The following is a 16,508-nucleotide window of genomic DNA, read 5'->3' on the forward strand; positions in this document are numbered from 1 at the left end:
AGTAAAATATTGATGAACTAGAAATTTCTATCATTGTAAAGTAAATACCTTAAAATCAATGCAAAAGTTAAAAAAGTTTTGTCTAGCTTTAGTTACATTTAAAAATATGCTTTTATTAAGCTGAATCTATAAATGTCATTCAGTTGAGGAATCGCATGGCAAATTTGCATGATATTGTGCAATGGTGTAATCAAACTTTAAAAGTTAGTGAGTTTAAAGATTACGCACCCAATGGCTTACAAATTGAAGGCACGCCTGATGCAAATAAAATAGTCTGTGCTGTTACAGCCTCAGAAGATGCAATTAATGCAGCTATTGCGCAGCAAGCAGATGCCTTACTTGTCCATCATGGTTACTTTTGGAAAGGTGAAGCCTACCCTATTACAGGGATGCGTGGTAATCGAATCAAAAAATTAATTCAGAACAACATCTCTTTGATCGCCTACCATTTGCCTTTAGACTCACATCCCACACTTGGCAATAATGCCGCAATTGCAGATTTAATCGGTTTACAAAAACTAGAAGCTTTAGATCCATTCGAAAAGCATCCGATTGGAAATATAGGCTATTTGGAAAGTCCATTAAGCCCAGAGCAATTTAAAACAAATTTACAGGCTATTTTTGATTTTAATGTGATTCATTTGCCGAGCGAGAAAACTCAAATCCAAAAAGTAGGATTTTGCACAGGCGGCGCTCAAGATTTTATTAATAAAGCAGCAGAAAAAGATTGTGATGCTTATATTTCTGGCGAAGTCAGTGAGCGTACTTTTTATGAAGCTAAAGAATTAGGGGTTCATTATTTTGCCTGTGGTCATCATGCAACTGAACGATATGGCGTACAACGTCTTGCTCAAGCAATTACAAATCAGTTCGCTGTAGAAACTATCTATTTCGAACTAAATAATCCGATTTAATAGAATTGACAAATCCGATTTTATTTATCGTTTTTAATTGGACCTTTATTGTATATCGTTCTTTAAAAGACTGCCCTATTATGTTTGGAATCATTTACAATAGAGCCACTTAACGTAAAACCCAGCAATTGCAAGGATTGGAACATGACAACCATTACTTTACCTGCACTTCCATATGGCTATGATGACTTAGCTCCGCACATTACTCGCGAAACTTTAGAATACCATCACGATAAACATCACAATACTTATGTTGTTAACTTAAACAACCTAATCAAAGGCACTGACCTTGAAGGTAAAACTTTAGAAGAAATCATCAAAGCATCTGCTGGTGACGCTTCTAAAGCAGGTATCTTTAACAATGCTGCACAAGTATGGAACCACACATTCTACTGGAACAGCATGAAGCCAAACGGTGGTGGTAAACCAACTGGCGCAATCGCAGCTAAAATCGAAGAAGCTTTTGGTAGCTACGAAAAATTTGCAGAAGAATTTACTGCTGCTGCAACAACTCAGTTCGGTTCAGGTTGGGCTTGGTTGGTTGCTGATGAAATCAATGGCAAATTATCAATTACCAAAACTTCAAATGCAGACACTCCGCTTGCTCATGGTCAAATTGCGGTATTAACCATTGACGTTTGGGAACATGCTTACTACATCGACTTCCGTAACTTACGTCCAAAATACATCGCAACTTTCCTAGAAAACCTAGTGAACTGGGACTATGCAAATGCAAAACTTGCTGGTCAACCAGCAGGTGTTGAGAAATAATTTTTATTTCTTGAATAAAAACTGCCCACTTCGGGCAGTTTTTTTATAATTAAAAATTAAAAAGCATATTTATCAAGCAAACGATTCATTTTATTTATTATTCTTATTGACGCATCTGAAATTCATCCCTAAAATGCGCATCAGATTCTCCAATAGCTCAGTCGGTAGAGCGACGGACTGTTAATCCGCAGGTCCCTGGTTCGAGCCCAGGTTGGAGAGCCAATCTACTATTCTTCCATAGCTCAGTCGGTAGAGCGACGGACTGTTAATCCGCAGGTCCCTGGTTCGAGCCCAGGTGGAAGAGCCAAGATTCTAAAAATCCCCGATTATTGATCGGGGCTTTTTTTATTACTTAATAACAAAAATGACCAATAAAAAAGCTCCTGATCAACAGAAGCTTTTTGTCTTTTAAATCAGCTTAGGCGGCGACCGGCGTTGGCACACCGCTGTGGAAACGGAACGTATCATCTGGAGTTAAAATCAGATTTTTTTCCACTTCACGGATATATTCAATACGTTGCTGGATCGTCTCTTCTGGATCTTTAAGTTTCGCCGTTTTTGCAACATCTAAAGCTAAAGCCAAATAATCCTCAAAATGACGAGATTCAGACTTAAGTAAGTAGCGGTAGTAACGCCCTAGCTCATCGTCCACAACAGGTGCCAGCGCATAAAAACGTTCACACGAGCGTGCTTCGACAAATGCACCGATAATCATCACATCAATTAAAGCCTCAGGCTCATAGGTACGGATTTCTTTACGTAATCCACCTGCATAGCGCCCTGCACTCAACCCCTTCCACTCTTGGCCGCGTTTGTTCATGAATTCCAAAACCTGCTCATAATGCAGCATTTCTTCACGTACCAATTGCGCCAATTTCACTTGCAGGTCTGTAAAGAAACTATAGCGGAACATCAAGTTCATTGCTGTACTCGCCGCTTTTTTCTCACAGTTGGCATGGTCTTGCATTAAGATGTCCAGATTATTAATGGCTTCATCCAACCATGCCTGAGGAGTCGTACAACCCAAAAATGCAATGACAGGTTGCATTAACTCATCATAATTTACACTACTCATCAACTTATCTCGCAGCAGCCTGAATCGCTGCTTTCATATCTGTTACTGCTTGAGTCAAACCAACGAATACACTATCGGCAATAATCGAATGACCAATGTTGAGTTCATAAATTTGTGGAATTGCTGCAATTGCTGCCACATTATCCAAATTCAAACCATGCCCGGCATTCACAACCAAACCTTTAGCTGCTGCATACTCAGCACCTTTGATAATACGAGCTAATTCAGCTTGTTGCTGATCAGCTGTCTCGGCATCAGCATAAGCACCTGTATGGATTTCAATGGTTGGTGCACCACATGCGACAGCTGCGTCAATTTGTGCAAAATCTGCATCGATAAACAAAGACACATCACTGCCAATCGCTTTCAGTGCTTCAGTTGCCGCCTTCACTTTTTCAAAATGCCCAATCACGTCCAATCCACCTTCGGTGGTCACTTCTTGACGGCGTTCAGGCACGAAACACACATGCTGGGGTTGAATCTCTTTGGCAAACGCAACCATTTCATCAGTTACCGCCAATTCCAAATTCATACGTGTTTTTAATAATGGACGCATACGACGTACATCATCATCTTGTATATGACGGCGATCTTCACGCAAATGTAAAGTAATCCCCTCAGCACCAGCCTGTTCACACAACAAAGCAGCCTGAACTGGATCAGGGTAAGTTGTACCACGTGCTTGTCTTAATGTCGCAACATGATCAATGTTTACACCTAAGATTGCAGCCATAAAAAATATCCTATCGGTTTAGCCCTGAATCATTATTTTCAATACATCAGGAATATCAAGTTTGTGTACTTTGAATCCAAAGTTGACGGCTTTTCAGCGGTCGATCACCCAACAAGGCGCTAATCATTTGACGGTATAGTTTACCCAATAATTGCAATTGTTCGTGAGAAAAATCCTGCCCATCTTCATAACTTTGCATGGATGTAATCAATCTACCATCAAGTGTTGAACTCGAAGCTTGCGAAACTGGTAAAAAACCATCATTGAGCTGAAATTGATAATGTTGGTTGACCTGAATGTCTTGTTGACTCGCATCTGTTGAGAAATCAATGGCGTAGCCAAGTTCCACCAATAGTACATGCTCAAATTGACGTAAAATCTGCCGAAGAAATACAGCAGCTTGTTCGTGTGTCGCCAATTGCTGTAACAGCACTAAAATCAACTGATATTGTTCAAATGTTTGCGGCATCATCTCTTCTAAGGGACATAGTCGCAATAGAATTTCATTTAAATAAAAACCAGCAAAAAATGCATCACCATGAAAGAATACAGGTTGATTCAGAATTTCCAGTTTTGTGAAGTTTTTTAGTTCAGATTTGCCTGTAGCTTGCAGACGAATAGGCTGATATTGCGGCGGTGGGGTCTGTCTTAGAATCCCATCCACCCGACCATATTCTTGTGTAAATAAATGCACAATATGACTTTTTTCACGATATTTACGATGATGAATCAAATAACCATGTAGGACTTCATTGCGCATCATAGTACGAGACTAGTCCTTCTTTTTCTCATCCTTTTCTTCATCATCGTCATCGGGAATCACTGCGCCAACAACCGCAGCAGTTCCTTTAACAACACCTTTGGTGGTCTTATAAGCAACTTTAACAGGTACAGTCACAAGCTTGTGAATACAGCCTTGCAACATGAATACACATGTCACGATCGCGAGTATCCGAAGTGTTGTTTTCATACCTGTTTCCGCTATCTTAAATGAGATTAAATATCGCTATAACCCAAGCTTTTTAGTGCACGCTCATCATCAGACCAACCACCTTTGACTTTCACCCAAAGCGTTAGCATAATTTTTTGCTCAAACATTTTTTCCATATCTGTACGTGCATCCATGCCGATGCTTTTCAGCTTCGCACCTTTATCGCCAATCACAATAGCTTTTTGCCCTTGGCGTTCTACAAAAATGGTCGCATCAATATACGTACAAGGTGGTTTTAAACGACCTGTTTTTTCATTTACAGCCGCTTCTTCAGTTTTAAATGATTCAATTTGAACCGTTAAATCATATGGAAGCTCTTCACCTAACTGACGCATAATTTTCTCACGAATGATTTCACTTGCAAGGAAACGCTCAGAACGATCGGTAATCTGATCTAATGAATACAAAGGTGGTTGATACGGCAGATATTTCTCAATCGTGTCACGTAAATGATCTAAATTCGCACCACGCAATGCTGAAACTGGAACAATTTCAGCAAAATTCATGAGCTTGGCACGCTCTCGAATCAGTGGTAAAGCCTCATTTTTATTTTCGAAGGTATCTAGCTTATTGATCACAAGGATCACTGGCATATCAGCATTTTTAAGTTTTTCCAAAACCAATTCATCGTTTTGAGTCCACTTTTGTGCATCAACCACAAATAAAACCAGATTCACATCACGCAATGCTGAATGTGCAGCGCGGTTCATCATCTTATTGATGGCACGCACTTCTTTTTTATGCATCCCTGGCGTATCGACGAATACGGCTTGGGATTTCTCACGCGAATCAATCCCCACGATTTTATGACGTGTAGTTTGTGGCTTACGTGAAGTAATCGATAGTTTTTGACCCAAGATATGATTCATCAAAGTTGACTTGCCCACGTTTGGGCGACCAACGATGGCAACAAAACCGCTTTTAAAATCTGAAGGAATGGTCGTTCCTTGAGAACTAAAAAATTGATCAACTAGATTATTGCCATCTTGCTGTTCAGTTGCTTCTGGCTTATTTTCTTCTGAATGAGACATCAGGTTATTGCTCCAATAATTTTAAAATCTCTGCCGCTGCCGTTTGTTCGGCAAAACGACGACTTGAGCCCTCGCCTATAATTTTTGGCAATCCCGCTACATCACATTCCACTTTGAAATGTTGATTCGGGGCATCACCCTGAATATCTACAACCTCGTAAACTGGGAGAGGTTTTTTACGTGCTTGTAAATACTCTTGCAAACGTGATTTAGGGTCTTTCAGCTGATCGGTCGGTTCGATATGATCAAGATATGGTTCATACCATTTTAACACAATGCGTTCGAGCAAGTTGAGATCATTACTGTCTAAATAAATAGCACCAATGATTGCTTCAACGGTATCCGCCAGAATTGACTCTCGGTGATGTCCACCCGATTTTAACTCGCCTGTGCTTAAAATTAATGACCGACTCAATTGTAAGTCATTTGCAATTTTCCCCAATGCTTCCTGACGAACCAAGGTCGCACGCATACGCGTTAAACGCCCTTCATTTTCAAGTGGGTAGGTATGGTAAAGATAATTGGCAACAATCATCCCTAATAATGAATCGCCTAGAAATTCTAGGCGTTCATAATTGTGCTTTTGACTCACAGAACGATGGGTCAATGCCAGTTTCAACAAATCAAGCTGTTTAAACTGGTGACCAATTCGCCCCTGTAAACGGGTATCATTGAGCTTGTTTGGCAGATTTTTGGTCAAAGGTTTTCTCAAAATTCATCACTAAACTAATATTCAGCATAAAAGGCTTACGCACTTCATACTTTTTCTTAACAATTAAATCATCTTTATAAGTAACCTGTGCAACATCCTTGAAACGAAGATCCCGAACCCCATTCATATCCAGACGCTGATCCATCTGAGCTGCGAACTTAGTTGGTGTAATATTCTCGGGACTATCCTTTAATAGACCTTCAATTTGAGAATCTATAATTCGATCATCCCAATATGCTGGCCAGATTGCGATCGATGCCTTTACAGCAATCGCAAATAAAACCACCCCAAATAAAATTGCAATATACGAAGCCCCTTGCTGAGATTTACGCATCTTTAGTATGTCCTATACGTTTTATTTATTAGTCAATCTTACCATTTCGGCTGAAACTTGGAAGATTGAAACCAGGTTCTTTATGCATCCAAACATAAAAAGCACGGCCTGTTAAGTTTGCTTCAGGGACAAATCCCCAAAAACGGCTATCTGCGCTTTGGTCACGATTATCCCCCATTGCAAAATATTGGCCTTTGGGAACAGTTACTTCCCAATCCTGCCCATTACTTTGAATAAAGACATCATTGGCTTTCGCTACAAATGGCACTAACGCTTCTGCACCCTTTAACTGGGCAAATTGAAACTGTTCAGCCAAAGGATTACGGCCATCTAAATAACGAATTAAATGCTGGTGTTCACCTAATGTTTCTTTAAAGTAATATACAGTTGGAGTTTCAAGTTGGTCTTTCTCACGTTTAACTTCAGTGGCAACTTTTGCAATTTGCTTTCCGTTAATAATTAATTGTCCAGCTTTAAACTGAATGTGGTCACCAGGCAAACCCACTACACGCTTGATATAGCTAATCGTTGGTTGTGGTGGATAACGAAATACGATGACTTCACCACGCTTTGGTTCGCCAACATTGATAATCTTACTATTCACAATTGGTAAACGTACACCGTAATCAAACTTATTCACCAAAATAAAGTCACCTGTTTCAAGAGTAGGTACCATAGAATCAGATGGAATATTAAACGGCTCATAAAGGAAAGAACGCAGCACCAGCACAACTGCCAATACTGGCCAGAAATCATACGCCCATGTGATCACAAAGTTTTCCTGATCACGTCCCTTGTTTGCACGTTGTTTTAGTACCAACTTGTCAAGCAACCACACCACAAAGAAAATCAGTGTAACTGGAACGAGAATCAAATTAAAATCAAAATCCATGAGCGATTCCTAAGTCTTTTCTATCGATCAACTTTTAATACAGCCAAGAACGCTTCCTGTGGAATTTCGACACTTCCCACCTGTTTCATGCGTTTCTTACCTTCTTTTTGTTTCGAAAGCAGTTTCTTCTTACGAGACACGTCACCACCATAACATTTTGCCAAAACGTTCTTACGCATGGCTTTCACAGTGGAACGTGCAATGATTTGCGCGCCAATGGCCGCCTGAATCGCCACATCATACATTTGTCGGGGAATCAGGTCTTTCATCTTCTCAACCAGTGCGATACCACGATGGCGCGCATCCTGACGATGGCAAATCATTGCCAGAGCATCCACCTTTTCGCTATTAATTAACACATCAACCTTAACCAGAGATGAACTTTCAAAACGGACAAAGTTATAATCCAGTGATGCAAAACCACGAGAACATGATTTCAATTTGTCAAAGAAATCCATGACCACTTCTGCCATTGGAATTTCAAAGGTAATAGAGACTTGATTACCGAGGAATTTCATATCTTTTTGCACACCACGGCGCTCAATACATAGCGTCATGACATTACCGAGATATTCCTGTGGCACAAGGATATGACACTCGGCAATCGGTTCACGCAAATCTTCTACTGTTGAACCATCTGGCATTTTTGACGGGCTATCAATATAGATGGTTTCACCTTTTTTGGTGAGTGCCTCATAAATTACAGTTGGTGCTGAACTGATCAGGTCAAGATCATATTCACGTTCCAAACGTTCCTGCACAATTTCCATATGCAGCATTCCCAGAAAGCCACAACGGAAACCAAAGCCTAAAGCATCAGAGCTTTCTGGCTCAAAGAATAAAGCCGAATCATTAATTTGTAATTTTTGTAGCGCTTCGCGGAATGGTTCAAAATCACTGGCATCAATTGGGAAAAGCCCAGCATAGACCTGTGGCTTCACTTTCTTAAAGCCTGGAAGTGTTGCAACATCTGGCGTAGAGGCAAGCGTGATGGTATCACCCACTGGCGCACCAAAAATATCCTTGATCCCCGCAATCACAAAGCCAACTTCACCCGCTTCGAGAATGTCAGTTTCGGTATGTTTTGGATTAAACACACCTACTGACGTGACAGGATGAGTTTGACCTGTCGATTTAACCAGCATCTTGTCGCCCTTGCGGATACGACCCTGTTTAATACGGACAAGCGAGACAACCCCCAAATAGTTGTCAAACCATGAGTCAATGATCAACGCTTGCAACGGGGCATCGCGATCACCTTCTGGTGCTGGAATTACATCAACCAGACGCTCTAAAACACCCTCAACCCCTAAACCTGTTTTTGCGGAACAGGTTGGCGCATCGGTTGCCTCAATCCCGATAATTTCTTCAATCTCATGGATGACACGCTCAGGTTCAGCCTGAGGCAGGTCAATCTTGTTCAGGATAGGCAATACTTCAAGCCCCTGCTCAATGGCGGTATAACAGTTTGCAACAGATTGAGCCTCAACTCCCTGTGCTGCATCCACCACCAGCAACGCGCCTTCACACGCAGCCAATGAACGTGACACTTCATAGGAAAAGTCAACGTGCCCTGGGGTGTCAATAAAGTTGAGCTGGTATTCCTGACCATTTGGGTGGGTATAGTACAAGGTGACTGATGCAGCCTTAATGGTAATCCCACGTTCACGCTCAAGCTCCATGGAGTCTAATACCTGAGCCTGCATCTCACGATCCTGTAAGCCGCCACACATCTGAATAAAACGGTCTGCCAGTGTTGACTTGCCGTGGTCAATGTGTGCAATGATCGAGAAATTGCGTATATTTTTGATATCTACGGATTTTTTAGCTTGCGCCATGGGTTACCTTGAGAAAATAGAACGCCCGATACTTAAAAGAAGCAATGAGCCAAAGCGGTTTAACAAAATTGTTGCCGATTATAACAGAACAGCTTTTCAAAGTATCCAAAATAATGCGTTTCATTTAAAGGCTTCATGCTTCACGCATTATCTGGATTCACTCCATAGCAGCATAGGAAATTGAAAAATCCATCGGATTCAGGTCAACTGGAATGGGCTGGTAGGCATGGATAAAACTGGGTGACATGCGTTTGGGACGACCTGTGGCAATTTCAATACAGGCCCATTTGGTGTTGCCAACAAACAAGATATTTTGATCTTTTGGACGATAAAATACGTACTGGCGAGAAGAGTACAATGCATTAATATCATCCAGCCATGTCCGCAAAATAACCTCCTCCCCCTCAAGCGCAGCCTTACGATACTGCACATGATGCTCAACCGCGACCATCGCATGTTTAAGTTGTATATATTCTGCCAGTCCCAAGCCCAGAGTTTTGATATGCGACTCGGCAACATCCTGCATCCACTGGATATACACCACGTTGTTAACGTGTCCAAGTACATCAATATGTTCTGGCTGAACCTGTATTTTTAAATCAAAAATAGTACTCATATTTCTGGGGATTCATTATCAAAACTTGATTGCATACACTAGTCCAAACACATCTTCATTACAAAATAAAAAACCACTCCAAATATGGGAGTGGCTTTAAAAATCAGGATGAGTTACTGAAGACGTAAACCGACAATCGCACGTTGCCCCTGACGGACAATCACAATACGAGCCACACTATTTTTCGGTAATGCCGCAATCGCATTGGCAAATGCCTGACTATTGGCAACAGGTGTGCTGTTGACTTGTACAATCACGTCACCTGCAACCAGATTCGATAATGAAGCCAAACCGCCTCGCTTCACATCACGAATAATTGTACCACCGCGAATATTTAAACTGGCTTTTTCTGCCTCGGTCAAATCACGGATACCCATCCCTAACCCATTGGCTGGATTGTTTTTATCTTCAGCAGCAGGTGTATCATCTGGTGCGGTACTTAAAGTCGCAGAAATGGTACGGATCTTGTCATCCCTCAGCACTTCCAACTGAATGGTCTGGTTTGGCGCTATACGGTTTAAGCGATAAATCAGGTCGCTGGTACGGCTAATGCTGTTTCCATCCAGTTTCAGAATCACATCACCTGATTTTAAACCTGCTTTTTCGGCAGGTGATTTTGGCGAAACCTGATTAATCAATGAGCCTTCTGGTTTTGGCAATTTATAGGCATCCGCCAAATTGCGGTCAACATCCTGCAACATCACGCCCAGATAAGAACGGGTGACTTTGCCAGTGGTTTTCAACTGCTGCACAACATCCATCGCCACATCAATTGGAATGGAGAATGACAGCCCCATATACCCCCCCGTACCACTAAAGATACGCGAGTTTACACCGACCACCTCACCGCGCTGGTTAAACAATGGGCCGCCAGAGTTACCTGGGTTTAATGCGGCATCAGTCTGAATAAATGGAACTGATGTTTCACCACTCATATTACGGGACTTTGCACTGACAATACCTGCCGATGCTGAATAATCAAACCCAAAAGGAGAACCAATCGCCAACACTGGCTCACCCACTTTTAGCTGATTTGAATCACCAATTCTCAGTTCAGGAAAACTCGCGCCATTCACTTTCAATAAAGCAATATCGGTGCGCTCATCACTTCCAACCAGAGTTGCATCAAGCTCACGGCGGTCATTTAAGGTAATGGTAATACGTGAAGCATCATCAATAACATGACGATTGGTGAGTAGATAGCCATCCTTACTGATAAAAAACGCACTGCCGTAAGCAGTTTTTTCCTGTGGCCCCTGCTGTTGGGGAATAATCACCTGATTACCAAAAAAACGGCGTAAAATTTCAGGAACCTGTTGCTGCAACAACTCTTCCTGAGTCATTTTCTTGACAACATTGACACTCACCACAGCAGGACTCACCTGCTCAACGAGACTAGAAAAATCTACTGGCGATGCAGCATTAACCTGAGCAGCTGCCACCGTAAATACCGCAGCATACATTCCTTGTTGTAAATAGCGACTTTTCATGAAGCAAGAACCTACATACTGATGATCAAATAAAATTCAAGATTATGTTTTTATCATAACCCCACCACTCTTTTCGTAAAAATATGTTTATATTTTCAAAGCATACAACGAAATGGAATGACGGAATGTGAATAAATTGTGGAGTTTTTCCTACATCTTTATCCCCAATCCTGTTTTATCATGCAAAGCCTTAAAAACAGATTAAAACAGTGTACCAAATCGTAATTAACCTATATTTATATAGTTCCACTAAAAGAATGGTGAACAATTAAAAGCACTTTATTCGCAAAAAAATTGAGCAATTCTAGGCAGATTGGCACTTGCCTTTTTCATTAAAAAGCGTTGTTATTAGCGAACGTTTGAAAATGAAGCAGATCGTCATGCCTGATTTAGAAACAATTCACCATTTTGATGTGATTATTGTAGGCAGTGGTGGTGCGGGTTTAAGCCTCGCACTCTCTTTACCAAGTCATTACAACATTGCAATTTTGGCAAAAGCTGAGCTCACAGAAGCCAGTACTTTTTATGCTCAAGGTGGTGTTGCTGCGGTACTGGACGAGACTGATTCCATTCAACAACACATTAGTGACACTATGATTGCAGGCGCATATTTATGTGAAATGGATGCAGTCAAACATACCGTTGAGGGTGGCAAACCTTCTGTTGACTTCCTGCTGAAACAAGGCGTGCAATTCACACTGGATGATGATGAGCAATTACACCTAACTCGTGAAGGTGGTCATTCACAACGCCGTATCATTCATTCTGCTGATGCAACAGGTAAGGCAATTTCAACCACGCTTGTTGAACGTGCTAAAGAACGTAAAAATATTACAATTTTTGAAAATTATATTGCGATTGACCTCATCACACTACACAAGCTTGGTCATCAAGACAAAAATAATCGTGCGATTGGTTTATATGCATTAAATGAAAAAACAGAACAAGTTCATACATTCTTAGCCCCCTTCACAGCTTTGGCCTGTGGCGGCGCAATGAAAGCTTATCTCTATACCTCTAACCCCGACATTGCAACAGGTGATGGTATCGCAATGGCTTATCGAGCTGGTTGTCGTGTTGCCAATATGGAATTTAACCAGTTCCACCCCACCTGTTTATACCATCCTAAAGCACGTTCGTTCCTGATTACCGAAGCCATGCGTGGTGAAGGTGCTTATTTACGTTTGCCTGATGGTGAACGTTTTATGTTACGTCTTGACGAACGTGCTGAACTTGCGCCACGTGATATTGTTGCACGTGCAATTGACTATGAAATCAAACGTCTAGGTATTCGTCATGTTTGGTTAGACATCACACATAAATCACCTGAATTTATCACTGAGCACTTCCCTACGCTTTACGCACGCTTGCTCGAACTTGGGATTGATATTACCAAAGATATGATTCCTGTTGTTCCAGCAGCGCACTATACCTGTGGTGGTGTCGTTGTAGATGAGCATAGCCAAACTGACTTAGATGGTTTATATGCGATTGGCGAAACTTCATATACTGGCTTACACGGTGCTAACCGTATGGCAAGTAACTCACTGCTTGAATGTTTCGTTTATGGCATGAGTGCAGCGGAAGATATTCAAAACAAACATAATATTAGCTTTGAATTTCCAAATGTACCGTCTTGGGATGAGTCTCAAGTGACTGATGCCGATGAAGATGTTGTGATCTTACAAAATTGGGATGAATTGCGTTCAACCATGTGGAACTATGTGGGTATTGTTCGCACCACTAAACGTTTGCAACGTGCTTTACATCGTATTGAAATGTTAAAACGTGAAATCAACGAATATTATCAAGGCTACCGCGTCAGTAAAAACTTGATTGAATTACGTAACCTCGTTTTAGTTTCCGAAATGATAGTACGTTGTGCGATGGAACGTAAGGAATCTCGTGGTTTGCATTACACGTTGGATTATCCTGAGCTTTCTAATGAAATTCGCAAAACGGTGTTAACGCCACCGAATTTTAAAGTGGAACAGTTGTTGGTGAATGAGTAATACTTTTAAGTTTTTGGAGCTTTTCAAGACAACTTAAGGCTATTATTTACTATCGAGGTAGGCGACATGGATGTCGCCCGTTGAGCTGCGGTATCAAGGATGTACCGTCAGCTCAACAAAGGATTTTTGTTACTTTTCATCCTTGAAAAGTAAGGCATAAGTAATAGAGTTCAAAGCGTGATTTCAAAATTTTTCAACAATAAAGATTGAGAATATAGCTATTTTATTTCAAATACCGCAAAGCCTCTTCAAACACCAAATCCGCATTCTGAGTCGCATCCAAACGCTTGATCCGTTCAGGCTCTGCTTGCCACAAGGTCTCATAACCCGCACGCACTTTGGCAAAGAAACTCAACTTCTCTTGCTCAAAACGATCCAATGCCCCACGCTCTCGCGCACGAGTCATCCCCAACTCAATCGGCGCATCCAACCAAAAGGTAATATTCGGCATTTTCGTCACAAAAGTTTGATTTAATAATTGCAACTTTTCCTGACTTAAACCACGTCCAGAACATTGATATGCAAAGCTGGCATCAGTAAAACGATCACTTAAAACGATCTTACCTGCATTTAAAGCAGGGATAATGACTTGTTGTAAATGTTGCGCACGTGCTGCATAAATCAATAACAACTCAGTATCATGACTCATTTGTTCTTCGTGATTCACCGCTAATAATAAAGAGCGAATCTGTTCAGCTAACGGCGTTCCACCCGGTTCACGCGTCAAAACGACTTCTTTACCTTGCTGTTCAAAGTACTGATGAATTTTACGGATGAGTGTCGTTTTACCTACACCTTCCGTACCTTCAAAACTAATAAACATCATTCATCCTACTTTTGCTTTGCACGTAACGCAGTTAAATATTCTTGAACTGCATGATTATGATCTTCTAAAGAAGCTGTAAATTTATGCCCACCATTACCTGTGGCAACAAAGTAAATATTTTTAGCATCGTCTGGATGCATTGCTGCTTCAATCGCTTTTTTACTTGGCAATGCAATCGGAGTTGGCGGCAAACCATTGATCGTGTATGTATTATAAGGCGTTGCTGTCCGTAAATCATTGCGAGTGATATTACCCTTATAATTATCCCCCATACCATAAATTACGGTTGGATCAGTTTGTAGACGCATACCGATTTTTAAACGACGTACAAACACACCTGAAACTTGCTCTAGTTCACTATCTAAACTGGTTTCTTTTTCAATAATCGAAGCCATGATTAAAGCTTGATATTTATCGTTATAGGGTAAGTTCGGTGCTTTTTTTGCCCAAGCTTCATCTAATGATTTCATTTGGCGACGATATAAATCCGTTAAGATTTTCTTATCTGTTTCGCCCTTGGCAAAGAAATAAGTATCTGGTGCAAATAAACCTTCAGGGTGTGAATAAGGAATATCTAAAGCTTTTAATAATTGGTCTTGAGGTAGATCTAAAATAGTCTTGCTAACATTCGGATCTTTCTTTAAATTCTGTAGCAATTGTTTAAAAGTTGTCCCTTCAATCACCAAAATACGATTCATCTGTGCATTTTCAGCATCAGATAGCATATCAAGTACTTGACGAACACTCATCCCTTTATTGATTTCATACACACCAGCTTTCAAACTGTCATGAATCATAAATTTTTGATAAATCTTTAAAATAATAGGGAAATTAACTTTATTTTCTTTGGCTAGATGATCAATAAATTTTGAGTAAGTATCTCCCGAAGAAATGACTAGAACCTGCTTTTTCCCTTCGACTGGATAGTTCTTAAATAAACTTGCCCAAAGCACACCGAGTACGAGCAAAAAAAAGACAACGATTACAATCAATAAGGCTTTGATAGGAAACTTAGACTTCGGTTGAGCTTTTGGCTTTTTCTTTGTTTTGGCTGGGGTTGTTGGTGGCTTTGGCATATTAATCAATCTGGCTAAGTTTCAATGTTTCAAATAAATCAAGGTAGGGTTGCTGCTCAAAAGCCCGACCATTAAATCGAATAACTGCTTTCATCGGATGTAAAGCGTTGCAGAAAAATAGACTTTGAATACGTTCAATATCATTAATTTCTACACAACCTTGTTCACATTCAATATTCTGTTGCTTCATACGAGATAGAATCTTGGCTCGCATGACGCCGTGAACGCCATTATAACGAAGTTCTGGTGTAATCCATCGGTCATTTATACGAATAAAACAATTACTGCTCACCCCTTCTACAATATAACCTTGTACATCAGTTACCAATGCTTCAAGCCACCCCTGATGGTCAGCTTCCTGCTTTAATAACACTTGTTCTAAACGGTTTAATGTTTTTAAACCCACTAAATGCGGCATATTCAAACCTAGAGCATGATTGAGTACTCCACTCTCAATCCACTCTGGTTGAAAAACTTGCATGACTTTAGGGTAATACCAAACATAAACATCAGCAGCATGTAAAGGTAAGCTATATCCTCGATCTCCCTCACCTCGACTAATCACAATTTTTAAAGTGCCATTCAAGGTAAAATGCTGTTGTTGTAGTTGTGCTAAGGTTCTATCTACGACCGATAAATCCACATCAAGACTTAATCTTTGGCAAGCCAATGCCAAACGAGCAAAGTGTAATTGTTTTAGTTCAAACGTATCTTGAAAAATTCGCGCAGTGGTAAAGCAACCATCTCCATAATGAAAGGCTCGATCTAACAACGGAATCGAATCAATCAATTGTCCATTTTTATAACACTGCATGATCAAAAATTCAGTCTCCAACACATCGTCATCATACCCTGAAACCTAAGTTTGGCAAAAGCATGTACACAATCCACGCCTCATTCATCATGATCTAGAATCCAATCGTTTATTAACAACTCGAATTAGCACGGACTCTCTAAATATATTCAGGCTTAATCTACCGAAACTCATTTTTAAATAAACATTCAATATGAATCAAATTCAACATTTTGTTTTATAGCTATATACAAAACAATTATCAGAAATTCAGCATAAGTTATCTCTTTTTTATATTTCTTTTTTATTCATATCAAATTCGATTTTAATTATTTTTTTTGCAAAAAAACTGGCGCTATGCTGCATCCATATTCCAAACAATGATTGAAGGTCTGCTGATAACA

At 40.5% G+C, this 16,508-nt stretch carries 17 protein-coding genes and 2 tRNA genes; 5 read left to right on the top strand and 14 right to left on the bottom strand.

Annotation, left to right across the window (positions count from 1 at the left end; genetic code table 11):
• Positions 1-155 precede the first annotated feature (155 nt).
• The 4 genes from HYG88_RS00195 to HYG88_RS00210 all read left to right on the top strand — a co-directional run bounded on the left by HYG88_RS00195 (position 156) and on the right by HYG88_RS00210 (position 1,992).
• Positions 156-914 (top strand): Nif3-like dinuclear metal center hexameric protein, encoded by a 759-nt coding sequence (locus HYG88_RS00195; protein ID WP_178882385.1) that lies wholly within the window; start codon positions 156-158, stop codon positions 912-914.
• Between the two features lie 144 nt (positions 915-1,058).
• Complete coding sequence (locus tag HYG88_RS00200) at positions 1,059-1,685, top strand: superoxide dismutase (RefSeq protein ID WP_005161104.1); 627 nt, start codon at positions 1,059-1,061, stop codon at positions 1,683-1,685.
• Positions 1,686-1,831: 146 nt separating this feature from the next.
• Positions 1,832-1,907, top strand: a tRNA-Asn gene (locus tag HYG88_RS00205).
• Between the two features lie 9 nt (positions 1,908-1,916).
• Positions 1,917-1,992: transfer RNA gene (locus HYG88_RS00210), tRNA-Asn, on the top strand.
• 111 nt (positions 1,993-2,103) lie between these two features.
• Here the strand turns inward: HYG88_RS00210 and HYG88_RS00215 are convergent.
• The 11 genes from HYG88_RS00215 to HYG88_RS00265 all read right to left on the bottom strand — a co-directional run bounded on the left by HYG88_RS00215 (position 2,104) and on the right by HYG88_RS00265 (position 11,397).
• Positions 2,104-2,760 (bottom strand): tRNA-(ms[2]io[6]A)-hydroxylase, encoded by a 657-nt coding sequence (locus HYG88_RS00215; protein WP_005161106.1) that lies wholly within the window; start codon positions 2,758-2,760, stop codon positions 2,104-2,106.
• A gap of 4 nt (positions 2,761-2,764) precedes the next feature.
• Positions 2,765-3,493 carry a pyridoxine 5'-phosphate synthase gene (gene pdxJ, locus HYG88_RS00220; protein ID WP_005161107.1) on the bottom strand — a complete coding sequence of 243 codons (729 nt, stop codon included), beginning with the start codon at positions 3,491-3,493 and terminating at the stop codon, positions 2,765-2,767.
• A gap of 55 nt (positions 3,494-3,548) precedes the next feature.
• Positions 3,549-4,256, bottom strand: a complete 708-nt coding sequence (locus HYG88_RS00225; protein ID WP_005161109.1) for a DNA repair protein RecO — start codon at positions 4,254-4,256, stop codon at positions 3,549-3,551.
• A gap of 9 nt (positions 4,257-4,265) precedes the next feature.
• Entirely contained in the window at positions 4,266-4,463 is a 198-nt protein-coding gene (locus HYG88_RS00230) for an NF038104 family lipoprotein (protein ID WP_005161113.1), read from the bottom strand.
• A 26-nt stretch (positions 4,464-4,489) separates the two neighbouring features.
• Complete coding sequence (gene era, locus HYG88_RS00235; protein WP_005161120.1) at positions 4,490-5,515, bottom strand: GTPase Era; 1,026 nt, start codon at positions 5,513-5,515, stop codon at positions 4,490-4,492.
• Between the two features lie 4 nt (positions 5,516-5,519).
• Positions 5,520-6,215, bottom strand: a complete 696-nt coding sequence (gene rnc, locus HYG88_RS00240) for a ribonuclease III (RefSeq protein WP_005161122.1) — start codon at positions 6,213-6,215, stop codon at positions 5,520-5,522.
• On the bottom strand, positions 6,184-6,561 hold the full coding sequence (locus HYG88_RS00245) for a DUF4845 domain-containing protein (protein ID WP_005161125.1): 378 nt from the start codon (positions 6,559-6,561) through the stop codon (positions 6,184-6,186). The genes rnc and HYG88_RS00245 overlap by 32 nt, the downstream gene beginning before the upstream one ends.
• A 28-nt stretch (positions 6,562-6,589) precedes the next feature.
• The gene (gene lepB, locus HYG88_RS00250) at positions 6,590-7,453 is read right to left on the bottom strand and encodes a signal peptidase I (RefSeq protein ID WP_005161127.1); all 864 of its coding nucleotides are present in this window, start codon (positions 7,451-7,453) and stop codon (positions 6,590-6,592) included.
• Positions 7,454-7,473: 20 nt separating this feature from the next.
• Positions 7,474-9,291 carry a translation elongation factor 4 gene (gene lepA, locus HYG88_RS00255; RefSeq protein ID WP_005161129.1) on the bottom strand — a complete coding sequence of 606 codons (1,818 nt, stop codon included), beginning with the start codon at positions 9,289-9,291 and terminating at the stop codon, positions 7,474-7,476.
• A 157-nt stretch (positions 9,292-9,448) separates the two neighbouring features.
• Positions 9,449-9,907, bottom strand: a complete 459-nt coding sequence (locus HYG88_RS00260) for a thioesterase family protein (RefSeq protein WP_005161133.1) — start codon at positions 9,905-9,907, stop codon at positions 9,449-9,451.
• 113 nt (positions 9,908-10,020) lie between these two features.
• Positions 10,021-11,397 (bottom strand): Do family serine endopeptidase, encoded by a 1,377-nt coding sequence (locus HYG88_RS00265; protein ID WP_005161136.1) that lies wholly within the window; start codon positions 11,395-11,397, stop codon positions 10,021-10,023.
• Between the two features lie 374 nt (positions 11,398-11,771).
• Between HYG88_RS00265 and nadB the strand changes: the two genes are divergently transcribed.
• Positions 11,772-13,409 carry an L-aspartate oxidase gene (nadB, locus tag HYG88_RS00270; RefSeq protein WP_171063583.1) on the top strand — a complete coding sequence of 546 codons (1,638 nt, stop codon included), beginning with the start codon at positions 11,772-11,774 and terminating at the stop codon, positions 13,407-13,409.
• A gap of 223 nt (positions 13,410-13,632) precedes the next feature.
• Here the strand turns inward: nadB and tmk are convergent, their stop codons facing one another.
• The 3 genes from tmk to pabC are packed head-to-tail and all read right to left on the bottom strand — an operon-like array spanning position 13,633 to position 16,125.
• Positions 13,633-14,232 carry a dTMP kinase gene (gene tmk, locus HYG88_RS00275; protein WP_005161142.1) on the bottom strand — a complete coding sequence of 200 codons (600 nt, stop codon included), beginning with the start codon at positions 14,230-14,232 and terminating at the stop codon, positions 13,633-13,635.
• Between the two features lie 8 nt (positions 14,233-14,240).
• The gene (gene mltG, locus HYG88_RS00280; RefSeq protein ID WP_005161146.1) at positions 14,241-15,311 is read right to left on the bottom strand and encodes an endolytic transglycosylase MltG; all 1,071 of its coding nucleotides are present in this window, start codon (positions 15,309-15,311) and stop codon (positions 14,241-14,243) included.
• A gap of 1 nt (position 15,312) precedes the next feature.
• A complete protein-coding gene (gene pabC / locus HYG88_RS00285) occupies positions 15,313-16,125 on the bottom strand; it encodes an aminodeoxychorismate lyase (protein ID WP_005161148.1) in 813 nt (270 codons plus the stop codon).
• Between the last annotated feature and the right edge of the window lie 383 nt (positions 16,126-16,508).

It is taken from the genome of Acinetobacter sp. SwsAc4 (assembly GCF_013391535.1).
Taxonomy (GTDB): Bacteria; Pseudomonadota; Gammaproteobacteria; order Pseudomonadales; family Moraxellaceae; genus Acinetobacter.

What these genes read in the sequence shown, in the direction of transcription:
- HYG88_RS00230 (WP_005161113.1), bottom strand. Translation starts at nt 4,463, where the DNA reads ATGAAAACAACACTTCGGATACTCGCGATCGTGACATGTGTATTCATG.
- mltG (WP_005161146.1), bottom strand. Translation starts at nt 15,311, where the DNA reads ATGCCAAAGCCACCAACAACCCCAGCCAAAACAAAGAAAAAGCCAAAA.
- HYG88_RS00215 (WP_005161106.1), bottom strand. Translation starts at nt 2,760, where the DNA reads ATGAGTAGTGTAAATTATGATGAGTTAATGCAACCTGTCATTGCATTT.
- era (WP_005161120.1), bottom strand. Translation starts at nt 5,515, where the DNA reads ATGTCTCATTCAGAAGAAAATAAGCCAGAAGCAACTGAACAGCAAGAT.
- pabC (WP_005161148.1), bottom strand. Translation starts at nt 16,125, where the DNA reads ATGCAGTGTTATAAAAATGGACAATTGATTGATTCGATTCCGTTGTTA.
- lepA (WP_005161129.1), bottom strand. Translation starts at nt 9,291, where the DNA reads ATGGCGCAAGCTAAAAAATCCGTAGATATCAAAAATATACGCAATTTC.
- HYG88_RS00265 (WP_005161136.1), bottom strand. Translation starts at nt 11,397, where the DNA reads ATGAAAAGTCGCTATTTACAACAAGGAATGTATGCTGCGGTATTTACG.
- HYG88_RS00260 (WP_005161133.1), bottom strand. Translation starts at nt 9,907, where the DNA reads ATGAGTACTATTTTTGATTTAAAAATACAGGTTCAGCCAGAACATATT.
- HYG88_RS00245 (WP_005161125.1), bottom strand. Translation starts at nt 6,561, where the DNA reads ATGCGTAAATCTCAGCAAGGGGCTTCGTATATTGCAATTTTATTTGGG.
- HYG88_RS00225 (WP_005161109.1), bottom strand. Translation starts at nt 4,256, where the DNA reads ATGATGCGCAATGAAGTCCTACATGGTTATTTGATTCATCATCGTAAA.
- HYG88_RS00195 (WP_178882385.1), top strand. Translation starts at nt 156, where the DNA reads ATGGCAAATTTGCATGATATTGTGCAATGGTGTAATCAAACTTTAAAA.
- tmk (WP_005161142.1), bottom strand. Translation starts at nt 14,232, where the DNA reads ATGTTTATTAGTTTTGAAGGTACGGAAGGTGTAGGTAAAACGACACTC.
- HYG88_RS00200 (WP_005161104.1), top strand. Translation starts at nt 1,059, where the DNA reads ATGACAACCATTACTTTACCTGCACTTCCATATGGCTATGATGACTTA.
- lepB (WP_005161127.1), bottom strand. Translation starts at nt 7,453, where the DNA reads ATGGATTTTGATTTTAATTTGATTCTCGTTCCAGTTACACTGATTTTC.
- pdxJ (WP_005161107.1), bottom strand. Translation starts at nt 3,493, where the DNA reads ATGGCTGCAATCTTAGGTGTAAACATTGATCATGTTGCGACATTAAGA.